Below are 16,467 nucleotides of genomic sequence, written 5' to 3'. Positions count from 1 at the left end.
GCCCCCCCCCCCCCCCCCGCCCCCGGCCCCGGCCCCCCCCGCCCCCCCCCCCCCCCCCCCCCCCCCCCCCGCCCGGGACGGCGCGCGGAGGCCGTGGAGGACCGCGCGGGCGACGAGCTCCCGCCGGATTGCCGAGGTGACCTCGGGCACCGAGGATCTCGCCGCCTTGGAGTCTTCGCCCGGGTGTCAGCGGCCGGGGCCGTGGAGGCCGAAGTGCAGGGCGGGGTCGGCGGGGTCCCAGGTGTTGGTGAATTGTGAGCGGGCGCCCATTTCGGCGACTCGGCTCAGCAGGTTGTTGCCCAGCGCCAGCCGGGCCGGCTCCCATGCCGCCAGTGCGCGGGGGATGTCGGGGTCGGCGGCCAGTGCGTCGGCGAGCGCCAGGGCGTCGGCGGCGGCCTTGGCGGTGCCGGCGGCGGCGTGGGGGCGGGCGGCGAACGCGGCGTCGCCGATCAGTGCGATGCGGCCGAAGGCCATGTTGCGGACGGCGATGTCCAGGACGATCTGGATGTAGGGCTGGTCGGTGAGGGTCACGAGTTCGGCCGCCGCGGGCGGCAGGTGCTCCAGGGCGTCCGCTCGCATCCGGTCGATGTAGCGCTGCTGGACCTGGCCGGGATGCACCGAGACGGTCGCCGTGATCCCGCGCTGGTCGGTGACCATCTCGTCGAGTTCCGGGCCCTCCGCGACATTGCGGTACCAGACGTAGTTGAGCTGCCGCTCCCCGCGGGCGAGGCTCCCGTCCAGGCCCGGGATCGGGTACATGCAGATGTGCGAGGCGTCGATGACGGCGTACGTCGTCGCGTCGTGCAGGAGGCCGGCCGTCTCGGCGGACACGGTCCGCTCGGGCACGGTGCCCCGCCAGCCGATGTAGCCCGAGTAGCGGGGCTGCGACCGGGGCTGGAGCCGGCGGCGGCCCACCGATGAGATCCCGTCGGCGAACACCACGAGTTCGGCCCGCTCGGTCCGCCCGCTGATGAAGCGGACGTCCACGCCGTCGTCGTCCTGGCTCACTCCGACGGTGTACTCGCCGAGGTGGTAGCGGTCGGTGCCGAAGTCGTCCAGCAGGATGCGGTACAGCGTCGCCCAGGAACTGAACCGCCAGGACGCGGGCTCCTCGTACACGATCTTGTTGTCCGCGCCCAGGTAGCGCGTCGCCGACGAGCCGATGCTGATGTCCTCGAGGTCGAAGCCGTGCGGCCGCTCGGTGATCCAGCGGACGGTGTCGGGCTGGAGGACGATGCCGCCGCCGCGGCCGTCGAGGTGCGCCGGGGTCCGCTCGAAGACGTCGACGTCGAAGCCCTGCTCCCGCAGCAGCAGGGCCGCGGTGAGTCCGGCGAACGAGCCGCCGACGACGACGGCGCGCCGTGCCTCAGTCATGGCGGTACCCCCCGCCGTCGAGCGCGGGGCCGTACGGGTGGTTCTCCAGGTTGACGACGATGGCGTCCTGCGTGGTGCGGGCGACGATCATCCGCACGGGCTCGGTGTCGCTGGCGTTCTCCTCCCAGTGGACGACGTTCGGCTTGATGTAGACGAAGTCGCCGGGGTGCGCCTCCCGCGCCTCGCCGAGGGTGTCGCCGACCCACCAGCGGCCCACCCCGCTCAGCACGTAGAGCGCCGTCTCGGACTCGCCGTGGTGGTGCACACCGGTCCTGCCGCCCGGCGGAAGGATCGAGAGCCCCATCCACAGGTCCCGCGACCCGAGGCGGCGGGCGGACACCGCCTCGAAGCGCTGCAGGCCGGACGTCTGCGGTGTCTTGCCGGACAGGGCGCCTGCGCGGATGATGTGCACGCCGGCCTCGTGGGACGGCGGCTCGGCCCCGGACGGGTCATGGTCGGTCATGGCACCCACCGTGGCCTCTGGCGGCCCTCTTCGAACATGTGCGGCCACACAGCCATTGCCCGAAGTCAGGTGTTGTGACACAGTCGCGGCCATGCAGACGACCGGTGCCGTCCAGCTTCGTCCCTGGTTGGAGGCGATCGCGACCATCGCCACCGCGCTCAACCGGCCCGTCTCGCTGCCCAGGGTGCTCGACCTCGTCTCGGAGACGGCGGCCCGCCTGCTCGGCTACGACTTCTGCGCCGTCCTGCTCCTCAGCGAGGAGAAGGACTCGCTGGTCATCACCGGCACCCACGGCCTCTCACCGGGCTACATCGAGAAGGTCAACGCCGACCACCCGGTGACGCTGGACCCGGACGACGAGCCGCAGGCCCCGTCCAGCAAGGCGTTCCTGTCCGGCAGGTCGGTGCAGGTGGTCGACATCCTCGCCGACGCGACGTTCCTGCCCTGGGGCGGCGTCGCGCGTCAGCAGGGCTACCGCTCGATGATCTCCGTCCCGGTCGTGTCCGCGGGCGTCGCCGTCGGGACGCTCAACTGCTACAAGCGGGATCCCCACGAGTACGGCGCCGACGAGCAGGAGCTGCTGTCCCTCCTGGCCGACCAGGCGGGCGTCGCCATTGAGACGGCCAGGCTGCGGGCCCGGGCCGCCGCGACCATCACCGAGCTGCGCACCGCCAACGCCACGCTCGCCGAGCAGCACGAGTTGCTGCGCCGCGGTGAGGCGGTCCACGAGCAGTTCACCCAGGTCGCGCTCCGGGGCGGCGGTGTCGCGGGTGTCGCGACGGCACTGGCCGAGGTGCTCGGCACGTCGATCGTGGTGACCGAGGAACCGACCGGTGCCGAGCTGGCCGCGGTGCGGCGCGACGGGCACCCGCTCGTCCCGCACGGCGCCGGGGCGCACTCGACGCCCGTGCTGCTCGGCCGGGACACGGTCGCCCGGATCTGGGGCCCGCGCTCCGAGTCGCCCATGGCCGCCGTCGACGTCCGCGCGCTCGAGCACGCCGCCACGGTCTGCGCGCTGGAGGTGCTGCGGGCGCGCACGGCGCTGGAGGTCGAGTGGCGCCTGTCCGGTGAGGTGGTCACCGACCTGCTCACGGGGAACCCGGAGGGGCTGGTGACGGCCGCCGAGCGGGCGGGACGGCTCGGTCTCGACCTCGCGAGACCGCACGCCGTGATCGTGGTGCACGGCGGCACCGGGTCCGCCCGCATCCTCTCGGTCGCGCGGTCGGCGGTGTCCGCCGCCCGGCTCCGTGCGCTGATCGGCGAGATCGCCGACGACATCGTGCTGCTGCTGCCCGTGAAGGACCAGGCCGATGCCCTGGACCTGGCCGGCCAGGTCCAGCGCCAGCTGCTCCGTATCGACGCCGATGAGGCCCCGGGTGTGGCGGTCTCGGAGCTGTGCATGACGCTCACCGACTATCCCGCGGCCTACCGGCGCGCACGCGGCGCGGCGACGATCGCCCTGCTCCGGGGGCGGGTCGACAGTGTCGCGAGCTTCGGCTCGCTGGGCGTCCAGGGGCTGCTCCTGCAGCTGGAGGACGTCTCGGAGCTGCGCCGCTTCGCCGCCGGGGCGCTCGCCCCGATCCGTGCGCACGACGCCGCGCGCGGGACGTCCCTAGAGCGGACGCTGCGCGCCTACGTCGCCAACGACCTGAACACCGCAGCCACCGCCGCGGCCGAGTTCGTGCACCCGAACACGGTCGGCCTGCGCATCCGCAAGATCGAGCAGTTGCTGGGGCTGTCCCTCGGGAACGTGCGGTCGCTCACCGAGCTGCAGATCGCGCTCAGCGCCGACGAGGTGGCGGACGCGCTGGGACCCCGCGGTCAGGACGGCGGCTGAGCGGCGGCCGGGAGGATCGGCAACGGCAGCAGCCACAGCAGGGCGGCGACGACCAGCGTCCAGGAGGCGTACCCGTGGTCGGCCGCCCACCCCACCACCGGAGTCGCCACGACGACGAGACCGAACGCGGCCGTGTTCATGATCCCGACCGCCGCCGCCGGGCGTCCCGGCTGCCGCGTCTGGGCGGCGCCGATCACGCCCGCGAACGGCAGCCCGCTGAAGAGCCCGAGCACCACCACGGCCAGGACCGCCACCACCGGCGCGCCCGCTCGCGACAGCGCCAGGGTGCCGGCCGAGCACACGATCAGCGAGAGGACGCAGATCGTCCGGTTGCGGGTGGGCCACATCTCGGCGAGGCGGCCGCCCAGTGGGCGGCTCACGACCGACAGGCCTAGCACGCCCGACCCGATCACGGCGGCCGCCGTGGGCTCGAACGACCAGATGTCGACGAGCAGTGTCGTGGCCCACGACGAGAGGATGAGACCCAGGCCGAGCGTGCTGGCGTGGACGGCGGTGAGGCGGAGCAGTTGACCGTCCCGCAACAGCCGCGGCGGTGTCGGCCCCGCGCGCGAGTGGTGCGCACGGTGCGTCCTGGCCGGGGGCTGCCGCGCCACCAGCGCCAGCGCGAGGGCCGTCACGGCCGCGGTCGTGACCCACGGAGCCCGCCAGCCCAGCACGAACTCGGCGAACGGCACCACGAGCACGGCCGCTCCCGACGCGGCCAGCGCGACACCGCCGAAGATCCCCATCCCCCGGGATCCGCGGCCGCTGCCGCGCGCCAACTCGGCTCCGGACACGAAGCAGACGGCGAAGCCCGTCCCCGCGCAGATCCTGGCCGCCACCGCCAGCCACGGCAGGGGGAGCAGCAGCGCCGCCAGGTGCGCGGCGAGGGCGAGGGAAAGCCCGGCGGCCGCCGTCCTCCGCACGCCGAAGCGGTCGACCAGCAGCCCGCCGGGGAACTGGAGGGCGGCGTAGGGCGCGGCCAGCGCGGCGGTGAGCAGCCCGACCCAGAGCAGGTCGGTGCCGTAACCGGCCGCCAGGGTGTCCGCCACGGCGCCCGGCGCCGTCATCGCCCAGCCGGCGGAACCCCCGAGCAGGCAGGCCAGGAGGAGCGTCGCCGCTGGGGAGGCCGCCGGGGTCGCCACCTCGGCCGTCCTGGGAGAAGTCCGGGTCACCGGATCATGGTCCAGGGTTCGCTCCCGCGCCGTCCTCACGCCGGACGTCATCCCGGCGTGCCCGGACTGACCGGCGGCGGTACCGCCGGGCCGTCGGTCCGCCCGTTCTCCTCGGTCAGCAGCCGCGCGAGCCGCAGCGCGACCTGGAGTTCGGTCCGCCGCTCGGTCAACGGCCGGCCCAGGAGCTCCACGGCCTTCTGCAGCCGGTTCCGCACGGTGTGCTCGTGCAGGTGCAGGTGCTCGGCGGTGGCCACGTGGCTGCCCCACCGGTGGGACGCTTCGACGGTCTCGCGCAGCCGTGCCGCCAGGTCGTCGCCGGCGCCCAGCCCGCCGAGCTCGGCGTGGACGAACGCACGGGCCTTGACCGGGTCGGCCATCAGCAGGATCTCGAGGCTCACGTCGCGGTGACCCAGCACCCTCGGACTGCCGGCCGCTCCCCACGCCGCGCGCACCCGCTGCACGTCCTGCACCTGCAGCCATCCGGCCCGCACGCCCTGGACCCCGGCGTGCGGGTCGCTGACGGACGCCTCGGTGCGGAGGCCGCGGAGGTGCTCGGCCAGGTCGGCGATTCTGGCGGTGTGCCAGCCGGGCGGCCGCGGCTGGGCCAGCCACACGACCGTGCTGTCGGGAGCGACGGGATGGACGAGGGTGTCGCGGGTGCGGCAGGACTCGCGCAGCGCGTTGAGGACCTGGCGCACGGCGCCCTCGGGCATCGCCGGCAGCAGCACGGCGACGTGGTCGGCGTCCAGGGGGTAGTCGAGCAGCAGCAGGTCCGACGCCGGGAGCGGCGTCGAGTCCTCGCGCAGCAGATGCTGGACGAGGCCGTTGCGCACATGCTCGCGGGAGCGGCTCAGCGCCTCGTCGGCCCGGGCGAAACTGTCGGCGACCTGCGAGGCCACGTGGTGCTGGTAGCCGAGCAGCAGCACGGTCATGCCGCGCAGCGCCTCGAGGCTCTCGCCGCGCGGCACGCCGTCGCGCTCCGCCCGCTCGATCAGCCGGTCGCTCCACTCCTGCCACATGGTCAGGAAGCCCACCCGGTAGGACCGCTGCAGCGCCGTCTGCGGCAGCCTGAGCCGGGCCTGCAGGAGGGCCAGCGCGAACGGCTCGACGAGCGTCACCTCGCGGAGGCGGATCCGCCCGGCGATGACCTCGGGAAGGTGGCGGAGGTTCTCGACCACGCTGGCCCGCAGCCGGGCGACGAACTCCTCGTTGTCGCGCAGCGTGTCGAACGCCGCCGCGAGGTCCGCCTCGACGACCCGGTCCTCCAGGGCCGCGGTGTCCACGCCGTCGGACGCCGCGCGCGCCCATGCGGGCAGGCGCACGCCGGCGCCCGGAGAAGGACTCGAGTGCCGCGCGGGCGCGGCCGCCTGGTGGGGTGCGGTGGGGGCCATGAGGCCACGGTGCCGCCGGCCGCGGAGGCCTGCCGATGTGTCGCGCACCACACTGTCGCGTCAAGACTGGGTGGCCACACATGGTGACGCTTCACGTGCCGCGGCGAGGCTGTGGCGCATGAGTGGTCGATCGTTGCACGAGGCTGGTGGCGAAGAGCCGTTCGCGCCCGGTGGCGATGCCGCCGTCGTGCTCGATGCGCTCGACCAGCAGGCGGGCCGCCGTCCGCGCCATCTCCGCGAGCGGCTGGCGGACGGTCGTCAGCTGGAAGACCTCCCAGGAGGCCATCGGGACGTCGTCGAAGCCGAGCACCGAGACATCGGCCGGCACGCCGAGGCCGAGCGACTTCACGGCGTCCAGGGCACCGAACGCGATCACGTCGTTGCCGCAGATCAGCGCGGTCGGGGGAGCGGGCGGCCGGAGCAGTTCCCGGGCGTTCTGGTAGCCGGACTGGTGCGAGTACGGCCCTTCGCGGACGAACCGTCCGTCGAGCGCGGCGCCGGCGGCGGCGAAACCGTCGAGGATGCCGGCGTACCGGTCCCGGCTGGTCGAGGTGTTCGCCGGGCCCCGGATGACGCCGACGGACCGGTGCCCGAGGTCGAGCACGTGGCGTGCCGCGGCTCGCCCGCCCTGGTAGTTGTCCGCGATGACGCGGTCGACGTCCATGCCGTCGACGTACCGGTTGAGGAGCACGACCGGCAGGTGCCGCTCGGCGAGGGCCTCGCCGAGCCGCGAGTCGAGCGTGGCCGTGGTGACCAGCACGCCGTCGATCGACCGGTTGAGCAGGTTGACCAGCGCCTCCTGGCCGGTGGGGATGTCGGTGCGCTCGGCGAACAGGACGACCCGGTAGCCCATGATCTGCAGCTCGTCGTGCACCGGCGTGAGCAGCGTCGGGAAGAACGGGTTCGTCAGGTCGGACACGACGACCCCGATCGTGCGCGAGTGCGACGGCGGCGGCGGCGGGGGAGCCGCCCACGCCGAGCGGTAACCCAGCCGCTCGGCCGTCTCCTCGATCAGGCGGCGGGTCTCCTCCCGCACACGGGGATCGCCCCGGAGGGCGCGCGAGACCGTCGACTGGGAGACCCCGACGGCCCGCGCCACGGTCGAGCTGTTCACCTCGGGGCGCGCGCGCCGTCGCCCCGGACCGTCGTTCGTCGTACCCGGCTTCGTGCCCACAGGCGGCCCCGCTCTCTTCCGATGCTCCGGCATCGACCTTGATTCAGGCAAAAATGCATAAGTTATGCATCGGCACGCTAGCCGGTGCCGCGATCGCCGTCAATCCTGATCATCTCGATACACGTGCGGGAATGGCGGAAAATCGGCGCGTTTCGCGCACCGCCGATGTGTGAGCAGCAACGGATCAATGCATAAATTTCAGCAGAATGCTTGACTTGCAACATTAGCCAAGGCATGGTCATGCCTTACACCTCCCGCCACACCACCACCTTCCACCTCACTCACCCCGACCCACCCCCACCCCCAGGTCCGCAGCGCGTCGCACCCAGACCGCGTCCCCGGACCGGTGGAAAGACTCTGGGAGGCCCGAAATGAGCACTCAGCGCATCATCCGCTCCACCCCCATGCGCCTGGCGGCCGCGGCCGGCGCCATCGCCCTGCTGGTCTCCGGCTGCGGATCCCGCCCGGCCGCCAAGCAGGGCGGCGAGGCCAAGGACGCGAACGGCGTCGTCAACATGGTGATGGCCCCGGACCCGGTCTGGAAATGGATGGAGGCCCAGGGCATCAAGCAGGAGATGGAGGAGAAGGCCGGGATCCAGGTCCTCACCTCGTCCTCCTGGGACGAGTTCGGCGTCTACGCCGGCGGCCACGCGGACGTCGTCTCGGCCGCGTCCTACGAGGTGCCCGACCTGGAGAAGCAGACCGGCGAGAAGACGACGATCTTCGGCAAGTACAACTCCGACCGGAGCATCCTGGCCGTGCCGGCCGACAGCGGCGCCAAGACCATCTGCGATCTCAAGGGCAAGAAGATCGTGACGCACAGCGCCGTCTCGATCACCATCATGTGGGGCATCTACGCCCGCAAGTTCTGCGACCTCGAGCTGCGCGCCGGGGGCGGCGACTTCAAGCTGGTGGTGACCGACCCGCAGAACGCCTCCGGGCTGATCGAGCGCGGTGACGCCGACGCCGGGCTGCTGCTGCCCGACTTCTCCATCAAGCAGCTGTCCAGCGGCGCGATCAAGCCGCTCTACGACTCCAAGTCGGTGTCGCAGATCTACGCCGAGGAATTCCTCAAGGACCCGAAGGACGACACCCACCCGCAGAACAACGTCTTCGTCGCCCGCAAGGCGTGGGTCGAGAAGAACCCCGAGGAAGCGTCCTTCCTGATCAAGCTCTGGGACCGCGGCGTCCAGGAGTGGGCCAAGCACCGCGACGAGATCATCAAGGCCTACCCGGAGGACTTCGCCGCCGAGACGCCCAAGGAGAAGGCGTTCATCCAGGACTGGGTGACCAACAAGTACGACTGGTTCGTCGAGTCGGCCTACCTCGACCAGGCGTGGGTGGACACCGAGACCAAGCTGTTCGAGCTGATGAAGGAGACCGGCTACGTCGACAAGAAGACGCCGCCGCTCGACTTCACGATCCTCCCGAAGGCCTGACCTTGAGCCCCGACGCGTCCAGCAGACCCGCCGGGCCGGCCGAGCCGGCCCGGCGCGGCCGAGCGAAGGAGAGACGATGACGGATCAGCTGGTGGACGCGGCTCCGGCCGCGCCCCCCACCGACCGCGAGGCGAGCGCCCGCAGGACCGCCCGGCGGCGGCGGTGGCGGCGCACCGGCCTGCTCGTCCTGGGCTGGGTCGCGATGTACCTGCTGTGGGAGTTCGGCTCCTGGTGGTACGGCTCCCGGCTGCTGCCCCGCCCGCACGAGGTCCTCGCCGAGGCGGTCGAGATCGTCGAGAGCGGGAACTTCGTCACCGACTTCTCGGCGAGCGTGCTGAAGACCTTCGCCGGCTTCGGGGTCGCCGCCGCGATCGGGGCGCCGGTCGGCTACCTGATGGGCCGGTTCGACTACTGGCGGGCCTTCTTCCACGACGGCGTGACGATCGCCGGCACGATCCCGGCGGTCGCCTACGCGGTCCTGTCGCTGATCGTGTTCGGCCTGTCGAACCTCGGGCCGATCCTCGCGGTCGCGCTGGTGTCCACGCCCTATGTCGCGCTCAACGTCGCCGAGGGCATCCGCGGCGTCGACAAGTCCCTGATCACGATGAGCGAGGCGTTCGAGCGGACGTCGCACCAGATCCGCCGCGAGGTGCTGCTCCCGACGATCGTGCCGTTCGTGTTCGCCGCGATCCGGATGTGCTTCGCGGTGGCCTGGAAGGTCGAGGCGCTGACCGAGGTGTTCGGCGGGCGCAACGGCGTCGGCTTCCAGATCCGCACCGAGTACCAGCTCTACAACACCGCCGCCGTGCTCGCGTGGATGGCGCTGTTCATCGTGTTCATGCTCGCCATCGAGCGCCTGGTCCTGTTCAAGACCGAGGCCCGGCTCCTCGCCTGGCGTCCGGACGAGAGGAGTTCCGCGCTGTGAGCAGCACAGTCCAGGCGACCGTCAAGCGGCGCCGCTCGACCAGCGAGATCGAGGAGAGCACGCCCGCCTGGCGCCGGCGGCTCACCTCCGACGCCGCCGCCCGGGTCGCCGCGCTCCTGTCCTTCCTCGTGTTCTGGTCCCTGCTGGCGCTGCTCTTCGAGCGCGTCCCCGGACCGGTCGAGGTGGTGCAGCGGCTCGGCGACGAGTTCTCCCGCGGCGAGGTCTTCGGCAACTTCGGCACGACGCTCTACCGCTTCGGCATCGGGCTGCTGCTCGCGACCGGGGCGGGCATCGTGATCGGCGTGCTGATGGGCCTGTCCCAGCTGTCCCGGGCGTTCTTCGAGAGCCCGGTCCTGGTCGGCCTGTCGATCCCGGCGATCATCTGGGCGTTCCTCACAGTCATGTGGTTCGGGTTCGGCGACATGAGCCCGATCGTCACCACGTTCCTGACCGCGGTGCCGTTCGTGATCGTCAACGTCGCCCAGGGCGTGCGGGGCGTCTCCCGCGACCTGCGCGACATGTCCTCGACCTACGACGTGCCGGTGATCCGCCGCGTCCGCGACCTCGTCCTGCCCGCCGTCACCGGCTACATCGCGGCCGGCGTGCGCTTCGCGATCATCATCGGCTGGAACGGCGTCATCCTCGCCGAGTGGTTCGGCGGCGGCGGTGGCGTCGGCTATCGCGCCCGCTTCTGGTACGACGCCAACCGGTTCGGCGGGTTCGCCGCCTGGGTCGTGCTCTTCGTCGGCTTCATCGTGCTGCTCGACCGGTTCGTGCTCGACCGGGCGATCAGGCGCGCCTTCCGCTGGCGGGACGGCTGATGAACGCCCTACGCCCCGGCCCCGTACGCCCGGACCCCGTCCACCCCCGCCCCGTAAACCCCGGCCCTAGGGAGCACTCGTGGCAATCCTGAACGTGCAGAACCTCGGCAAGACCTTCAACCTGGGCACTCCCCGCGCGAGCCGGGTGCTGGCGGACATCTCCTTCGAGGTCAGCGGCCAGACCTTCGTGTCGATCGTCGGGCCCTCGGGCTGCGGCAAGAGCACGCTGCTCAACATCATCTCCGGCGTCGAGGAGCACACCTCCGGCGAGATCAGCCTGACCAGCGACGACGGCGGCCCGACCCGCCTCGGGTACGTCTTCCAGGACCCGCGGCTGCTGCCCTGGCGCAGCGTCATGCGGAACATGATGTACGTCCAGAACGACAAGAGCGAGGCCACCGTCGCCAGGGTCGAGCGGTACCTGGACATGGTGGGCCTGGCCAAGAGCGCCGACCTCTACCCCGGCCAGCTGTCCGGGGGCATGCAGCAGCGCGTCGGCGTCGCCCGCGCCTTCGCGGTCGAACCCGACCTCCTGCTGATGGACGAGCCGTTCAGCCACATCGACGCGATCACCGCCCGCGCGCTTCGGGCGCAACTGCAGGACATCTGGGAGCAGTCGAAGAAGACCGTCGTCTTCGTGACCCACGACGTCGTCGAGGCGGTCGAACTGTCCGACCGGATCATCGTCCTCCAGCCCGGCGGACTGATCTACGAGGACATCACCATCGACCTGCCCCGCCCGCGCCGGCAGACCGACACCAAGGTGGCCACCCTCCAGGCCGAGGTGCTCGCGCGCCTGGAGGCCATGAAGGAAATGAGCCGCACCGCCGAGTCCGCGGCCTGACGGCGCCCGGACAGTACAGGAGCACGATGACCATCCAGCTGAAGTCCGCCGCCGCCGGCGCGGCGGACGCCCACCGGAACGACGAGGTCTCCGCCGTCGTCCGCGAGGTGATCGAGGACGTCCGCGCGAACGGCGACGAGGCCGTGCGCCGCTACTCCGCGAGGTTCGACGACTGGTCGCCCGAGTCGTTCCGCCTCGCACCCGAGCAGATCGAGGAACTCGTCGCGTCGCTGCCGCCGGAGGTCGTCGACGACATCCGGACGGTGCAGGCCAACGTCCGCGACTTCGCGCAGCGTCAGCGCGGCACCCTCCAGGACCTGGAGGTGGAGACCCAGCCGGGCGTGATCCTGGGCCACCGGCACCTGCCGGTCGCCGCGGCCGGCGCCTACGTGCCCGGCGGCCGCTACCCGCTGACCGCGTCGGCGCACATGACCGTCGTGACGGCGAAGGTCGCCGGGGTCGAGCGGGTCACCGCCTGCACCCCGCCGCTGCGCGGAAGGATCCCGGCGGCGACGGTGGCCGCCCTGCACCTGGCCGGCGCCGACGAGATCCTGCTGCTCGGCGGCGTCCAGGCGGTCGCCGCGATGGCCGTCGGCACCGAGACGGTCGGCCGGGTCGACCTGCTGGCCGGCCCCGGCAACGCCTACGTCGCCGAGGCCAAGCGCCAGCTGTTCGGCGAGGTCGGCATCGACCTGTTCGCCGGGCCGACCGAGATCCTCATCGTGGCCGACGACGCCGCCGACCCGTTCGTGGTGGCGGTCGACCTGCTCAGCCAGGCCGAGCACGGCCCGGACTCCCCGGCGGTGCTCATCACCACCTCCGAGTCCCTCGCCCGCGAGGCCATGGCCCACGTCGACGATCTCCTCCCGGGCATGCCGACCAGCGACATGGCCGGCCCCGCCTGGCGAGACCACGGGGAGGTGCACGTGGTCGAGGACCTCGACGCGGCGTACGCGCTCGCCGACACCTACGCCAGCGAGCACGTGCAGATCCTCACCCGGAACCCGCGCGAGGCGCTGGACAGGATGCGGCACTACGGGGCGCTCTTCCTCGGTGAGGGCACCTGCGTGTCGTACGGCGACAAGGTGATCGGCACCAACCACGTGCTGCCCACCCGCGGCGCCGCCCGGTACACCGGCGGGCTGTGGGTCGGGAAGTACCTCCGCACGGTGACCTACCAGGAGGTCACCGATCCCGCCGCCAGCGCCCGGCTCGGCGAGCTGTGCGGCCGCGCCGCCCGCGTGGAGCTCTTCGAGGGGCACGCCCGCTCCGGCGACGTCCGGGCCGCCAAGCACGCCGGCGCGAAGCCGGCGTGGGCGTCCTGAGCCCGGCCGGTCCCGCCTCCCCAGTCCCAACGAACAGAAGGTCACCGATGCCCAGCGGATCCCACCGAACCGTCGACATCCACGCTCACGTCATCCTGCCCGACTGCCTGCCGCTCGTGGACGGGCTGATGGCGCCGGAGATGGAGCCGTTCAGCTACTACGGCGGCGAGGAGACCAACGCCTACCAGGTCGAGCACGTCCGCGAGATCATGCCGCAGGCGACCGACCCGGAGACCCGGATCGCCGACATGGACCGGATGGGCATCGACGTCCAGGCCATCTCGGTGGCCCCGGCCGGCTACTTCTACTGGGCCGACCCCGAGCTCGCCCGCAAGCTCGCGCGGATGCAGAACGAGAACCTCGCCAAGATCGTCGGCGACCATCCGGACCGGTTCGTCGGGCTGGCCACCGTGCCGATGCAGGACGTCCGGTCGGCGGTCGAGGAACTCGAGCGGTGCGTCACGGAGTACGACTTCCGGGGCGTCGAGATCAACACCAACGTCATGGGGATGGACCTCGACGACCGCCGGTTCCGGCCGTTCTTCGCCAAGGCGGAGGAGCTGGACGTCGTCGTGCTGCTGCACCCCAACGGGTTCACCGGCGGCGAGCGGTTCCGCGAGTACTACCTGACCAACGTCATCGGGAACCCCCTCGACACCACGGTCGCGCTGACCCGGATCATCCACGGCGGCGTCCTGGAGGAGCACCCGGGCCTGAAACTGGTCGCCGTGCACGGCGGCGGCTACCTGCCGTTCTACTCCTCCCGGATGGACCATTCCTATGAGCTGCGGCCGGAGGGACGGCACCACATCTCACGGCCGCCGAGCACCTATCTCAAGCAGATCTACGTCGACTGCCTGGTCTTCGACGCGCCGCACCTGGAGTTCCTGGTCCGGCAGATGGGGGCCGGGCAGGTCGTCGTCGGCACCGACTACCCGTTCGACATGGGCCACTACGATCCCCTCGGGCAGATCGAGGCGACCCGCGGCCTCAGCGACGACGACCGGGAGGCGATCCGCGGCCGGACGGCGGCACGGCTGCTGAAGCTCGCCGACTGAGCGGCCGGCCGGGATCGCGCGCCGTCAGGCCGGGCCGGCGGCGGCGATCCCGGCCAGCACGCACGCCTCGTCCACGTCCGACGTGTCGCCACTGGCGCCGACGGCCCCCAGCAGGGAGCCGTCGGCGCCGTGCACGAGCACACCCCCGGCCGCGGGCGCCAGCCGCCCGCCGGTCACCGCGGCGAGCGAGGCGAAGAACTCCGGCTGCCGCTCCGCCCGCGCGGCGATGTCCCGCGACGACATGCCCATGCCGAGCGCGCCGTAGGCCTTCGCTGTCGCGATCTCGACCCGCAGGATGCCGGCGCCGTCCTCGCGCTTCACCACGACCACATGACCGCCCGGATCGAGCACCGCCACCGCGAGCGGCGCCGCCCCGGCCGCGCGCGCGTGCCGCAGCGTCCCGGTGGCGACCGCCTCCGCCTGCGCCAGGGTCAGCATCGCTCCTCCGACTCGATGATCTCGAGCAGCGCGGCGGCGTCGGCATCGGCCCACCCGGCCGCCACCGCCTTCTCGTACAGCGGCAGTGTCGCGTCGAGCACCGGCGTGGCGACTCCGACCGACGCGGCCAGCTCCTGCACCAGCGAGACGTCCTTGACGAACATCGACACCCGCGCGGTCGCCGGGCGGTAGGCGCGATCGGCCATGAGCGGCCCGCGCTTGTCGAAGATGACCGACCCGCCCGCCCCGTCCCGGACCGTCTCGTAGAGGACGGCCGGGTCGAGCCCGGCGGCCACGCCGAGCGCGAACGCCTCCGCCGCCGAGGCGTTGTGGATCGACACCAGCAGGTTGGCGACCAGCTTCATCATGGTGCCGTGGCCGAACGGCCCGACAAACCGCACCGACCGGGCGAACGCCGCCAGCACCGGACGGGCCTTCTCGAACGCCGTCCCGTCGCCGCTGCCGAGCACCACCAGGTCGCGGTGGCGGGCCTGCGCGCCGGTACCGCTGAGCGGGCAGTCGAGCAGCGGCACGCCGGCCTCGGCGAGCAGGTCGCGGCACTCCTGCTTCACGGCCGGCGACAACGTCGACGTCTCGACGACGACGAGGCCGGACGGCTGCGCGGCGGCCAGGCCGCGGCACACCTCCAGGGCCGCCGCGGCGGACGGAAGCGAGGTGACCACGACCGCCGACTCGTGCGCGAGGGCCGCGAGGTCGCGGGCCGGGCGTCCACCCCGGGCGACGAGGGCGTCGACCGCGGACCGGACCGGATCGGCGCCGGTCACGTCGAAGCCGGCGGCCAGCAGGTGGCCGGACATCGCCGACCCCATGATCCCGAGGCCGACCACGCCGACCGTCATCACGTCCATCTGGGCTGTCGTCATCCGGCCACGCTAGGACGGGCCGGGCCGGGCCGGGGTGTCGGAAGGCGTCAGTGCCGGGACGCCGGACTGCCGGTGCCGGGAGTTCCAGGTCAGAGCCGGCGCAGCAGCAGATCGCAGGCGATGCGGACGTCGGGACGGTCGAGGCGCAGCCCCGACACCGCGGTGATCCGGGTGAGCCGGTGCCGGACGGTGGTGACGTGCACGCCGAGTTCGCGGGCCGCCGCCGAGGCGCTGCCGCACGCCGCGAGGTACGCGCGCAGGGTCCGCTCGAGCTCGCCGCCTCCCGGACGGCCGTCCGGGTCGCCGCCGCCGTCGGCCGCGCGCAGCCGGTCGAGCCCGGACAGCCGGGCGCCCGCCGGGAGGGTGGCCACCACGTCGGCGACGAGCACCTCGGCATCGACGTCGGCGTAGGCGACGAACGCCCCGTCGCGACCCGACACGGTGATCGCGGCGGTCGCCTCGGCGCGCAGCCGCGGCAGGACGGCGAGGCCGGCGCCGACCGAGCTCGCCGCGACCCGCATCGCGCGCAGGGGGCCGTCGCCGGCCAGCCTGAGCACTTCGTGGCCGAGCCGTGCGGCCGCCTTCGCCGACTCGTCCGCCCGCAGGGCCACCAGGGCGAGGCCGCCGTCGCCGTGCGCGGTCACCGCCCAGCGGTGCTGGAACGAGTCGAGGCAGAGCCGGAGGTGTTCGAGCAGGCGCGTCCCGCCGGACTCCGCCCCGCCGGATGCCGTCCCGCCGGCGGCGGACAGGACCATGAAGCGGCCGTCCCGGTCGAAACCGAGCCGGTCGGCGGCGGCCGGCGCCCCGGGCAGCCCGTCGAGCAGCGTGGCGGTGAGCCGCGCCCGATGCGCCTCCGCGGCGTCCAGCCGCTCGAGATGCCGGAGGAGCGCGGGCGTCTCCTCGTCCACGGCGCGGCGGAAGGCGGCGGCCGCCCCGGCACCGAGCGGCCGCTCGCCCTCCGCGACCCAGACGAACCCGAGCAGGCGGCCCCCGGCCCGGAACGCCGTGATCAGCCGGCGGCGCGCCTCCCACGGGCCGTCCGGCAGGTCGACGACGTCCGCGGTGCCGCGAAGCCGGTCGAGGCTGCCCGTCCGGACCAGGTGTTCGAGCCACACGCCCGGGATGCGGCGGCCGAGGATCGCCTCCGCCCGGCCGCGGTCCAGCGGCCGGGCGAAGGCGCTGTGACCGAGCACGTGGAACGACGCGTCCTCGATGATGACCGGCCCGCCGGCCTTCGCGGCGATCCGGTCCGCGATGTCGAACGGCGGCGCGAGGGTCTGTTCACCGATCGGAGCGTCCATGGCCGCCAATCTACTTCG

15 protein-coding genes are annotated in these 16,467 nt (G+C 72.8%); 7 read left to right on the top strand and 8 right to left on the bottom strand.

Features of this window, described 5'->3' with window-relative positions; translation table 11 throughout:
- Positions 1–186 precede the first annotated feature (186 nt).
- Positions 187–1,374 (bottom strand): FAD binding domain-containing protein, encoded by a 1,188-nt coding sequence (locus ABZ806_RS31245; protein ID WP_500221022.1) that lies wholly within the window; start codon positions 1,372–1,374, stop codon positions 187–189.
- Positions 1,367–1,837 carry a cupin domain-containing protein gene (locus tag ABZ806_RS31240; protein ID WP_500221021.1) on the bottom strand — a complete coding sequence of 157 codons (471 nt, stop codon included), beginning with the start codon at positions 1,835–1,837 and terminating at the stop codon, positions 1,367–1,369. The genes ABZ806_RS31245 and ABZ806_RS31240 overlap by 8 nt, the downstream gene beginning before the upstream one ends.
- A 91-nt stretch (positions 1,838–1,928) precedes the next feature.
- Between ABZ806_RS31240 and ABZ806_RS31235 the strand changes: the two genes are divergently transcribed.
- Positions 1,929–3,674, top strand: coding sequence for a helix-turn-helix domain-containing protein (locus tag ABZ806_RS31235; RefSeq protein WP_500221020.1), 1,746 nt, complete (start codon positions 1,929–1,931; stop codon positions 3,672–3,674).
- Here ABZ806_RS31235 and ABZ806_RS31230 read toward each other — a convergent pair.
- The 3 genes from ABZ806_RS31230 to ABZ806_RS31220 form a co-directional block, all read right to left on the bottom strand.
- Positions 3,659–4,849 carry an MFS transporter gene (locus ABZ806_RS31230; RefSeq protein WP_500221019.1) on the bottom strand — a complete coding sequence of 397 codons (1,191 nt, stop codon included), beginning with the start codon at positions 4,847–4,849 and terminating at the stop codon, positions 3,659–3,661. The genes ABZ806_RS31235 and ABZ806_RS31230 overlap by 16 nt on opposite strands.
- Positions 4,850–4,896: 47 nt before the next feature.
- Positions 4,897–6,240, bottom strand: coding sequence for a PucR family transcriptional regulator (locus ABZ806_RS31225; protein WP_500221018.1), 1,344 nt, complete (start codon positions 6,238–6,240; stop codon positions 4,897–4,899).
- A gap of 91 nt (positions 6,241–6,331) precedes the next feature.
- Positions 6,332–7,354, bottom strand: coding sequence for a LacI family DNA-binding transcriptional regulator (locus ABZ806_RS31220; protein ID WP_500221017.1), 1,023 nt, complete (start codon positions 7,352–7,354; stop codon positions 6,332–6,334).
- Between the two features lie 431 nt (positions 7,355–7,785).
- On the opposite strand from ABZ806_RS31220, the gene ABZ806_RS31215 reads away from it, so the two are divergent.
- The 6 genes from ABZ806_RS31215 to ABZ806_RS31190 all read left to right on the top strand — a co-directional run bounded on the left by ABZ806_RS31215 (position 7,786) and on the right by ABZ806_RS31190 (position 13,826).
- Entirely contained in the window at positions 7,786–8,853 is a 1,068-nt protein-coding gene (locus ABZ806_RS31215; RefSeq protein ID WP_500221016.1) for an ABC transporter substrate-binding protein, read from the top strand.
- Positions 8,854–8,929: 76 nt separating this feature from the next.
- Entirely contained in the window at positions 8,930–9,778 is an 849-nt protein-coding gene (locus ABZ806_RS31210; RefSeq protein ID WP_500221015.1) for an ABC transporter permease, read from the top strand.
- The gene (locus tag ABZ806_RS31205) at positions 9,775–10,599 is read left to right on the top strand and encodes an ABC transporter permease (protein WP_500221014.1); all 825 of its coding nucleotides are present in this window, start codon (positions 9,775–9,777) and stop codon (positions 10,597–10,599) included. Before ABZ806_RS31210 ends, ABZ806_RS31205 begins: the two co-directional genes overlap by 4 nt.
- Positions 10,600–10,678: 79 nt before the next feature.
- A complete protein-coding gene (locus ABZ806_RS31200; RefSeq protein ID WP_500221013.1) occupies positions 10,679–11,443 on the top strand; it encodes an ABC transporter ATP-binding protein in 765 nt (254 codons plus the stop codon).
- Between the two features lie 26 nt (positions 11,444–11,469).
- Positions 11,470–12,768, top strand: a complete 1,299-nt coding sequence (gene hisD, locus ABZ806_RS31195; RefSeq protein ID WP_500221012.1) for a histidinol dehydrogenase — start codon at positions 11,470–11,472, stop codon at positions 12,766–12,768.
- Between the two features lie 47 nt (positions 12,769–12,815).
- A complete protein-coding gene (locus ABZ806_RS31190) occupies positions 12,816–13,826 on the top strand; it encodes an amidohydrolase family protein (protein WP_500221011.1) in 1,011 nt (336 codons plus the stop codon).
- Between the two features lie 24 nt (positions 13,827–13,850).
- Here ABZ806_RS31190 and ABZ806_RS31185 read toward each other — a convergent pair whose 3' ends face one another.
- The 3 genes from ABZ806_RS31185 to ABZ806_RS31175 form a co-directional block, all read right to left on the bottom strand.
- The gene (locus ABZ806_RS31185; RefSeq protein WP_500221010.1) at positions 13,851–14,264 is read right to left on the bottom strand and encodes a GlcG/HbpS family heme-binding protein; all 414 of its coding nucleotides are present in this window, start codon (positions 14,262–14,264) and stop codon (positions 13,851–13,853) included.
- Positions 14,258–15,148 carry an NAD(P)-dependent oxidoreductase gene (locus ABZ806_RS31180; RefSeq protein ID WP_500221009.1) on the bottom strand — a complete coding sequence of 297 codons (891 nt, stop codon included), beginning with the start codon at positions 15,146–15,148 and terminating at the stop codon, positions 14,258–14,260. Before ABZ806_RS31180 ends, ABZ806_RS31185 begins: the two co-directional genes overlap by 7 nt.
- Before the next feature lie 89 nt (positions 15,149–15,237).
- Positions 15,238–16,449: a PucR family transcriptional regulator gene (locus ABZ806_RS31175; protein ID WP_500221008.1), complete on the bottom strand. Its 1,212-nt coding sequence runs from the start codon at positions 16,447–16,449 to the stop codon at positions 15,238–15,240.
- Between the last annotated feature and the right edge of the window lie 18 nt (positions 16,450–16,467).

This window comes from Spirillospora sp. NPDC047418 (assembly GCF_040643275.1).
Taxonomy (GTDB): domain Bacteria; phylum Actinomycetota; class Actinomycetes; order Streptosporangiales; family Streptosporangiaceae; genus Spirillospora.
This window is presented reverse-complemented; position numbering and strand designations above follow the sequence as displayed.

What these genes read in the sequence shown, in the direction of transcription:
- ABZ806_RS31215 (WP_500221016.1), top strand. Translation starts at nt 7,786, where the DNA reads ATGAGCACTCAGCGCATCATCCGCTCCACCCCCATGCGCCTGGCGGCC.
- ABZ806_RS31235 (WP_500221020.1), top strand. Translation starts at nt 1,929, where the DNA reads ATGCAGACGACCGGTGCCGTCCAGCTTCGTCCCTGGTTGGAGGCGATC.
- ABZ806_RS31225 (WP_500221018.1), bottom strand. Translation starts at nt 6,240, where the DNA reads ATGGCCCCCACCGCACCCCACCAGGCGGCCGCGCCCGCGCGGCACTCG.
- ABZ806_RS31175 (WP_500221008.1), bottom strand. Translation starts at nt 16,449, where the DNA reads ATGGACGCTCCGATCGGTGAACAGACCCTCGCGCCGCCGTTCGACATC.
- ABZ806_RS31245 (WP_500221022.1), bottom strand. Translation starts at nt 1,374, where the DNA reads ATGACTGAGGCACGGCGCGCCGTCGTCGTCGGCGGCTCGTTCGCCGGA.
- ABZ806_RS31185 (WP_500221010.1), bottom strand. Translation starts at nt 14,264, where the DNA reads ATGCTGACCCTGGCGCAGGCGGAGGCGGTCGCCACCGGGACGCTGCGG.
- ABZ806_RS31190 (WP_500221011.1), top strand. Translation starts at nt 12,816, where the DNA reads ATGCCCAGCGGATCCCACCGAACCGTCGACATCCACGCTCACGTCATC.
- ABZ806_RS31240 (WP_500221021.1), bottom strand. Translation starts at nt 1,837, where the DNA reads ATGACCGACCATGACCCGTCCGGGGCCGAGCCGCCGTCCCACGAGGCC.
- hisD (WP_500221012.1), top strand. Translation starts at nt 11,470, where the DNA reads ATGACCATCCAGCTGAAGTCCGCCGCCGCCGGCGCGGCGGACGCCCAC.
- ABZ806_RS31210 (WP_500221015.1), top strand. Translation starts at nt 8,930, where the DNA reads ATGACGGATCAGCTGGTGGACGCGGCTCCGGCCGCGCCCCCCACCGAC.
- ABZ806_RS31180 (WP_500221009.1), bottom strand. Translation starts at nt 15,148, where the DNA reads ATGACGACAGCCCAGATGGACGTGATGACGGTCGGCGTGGTCGGCCTC.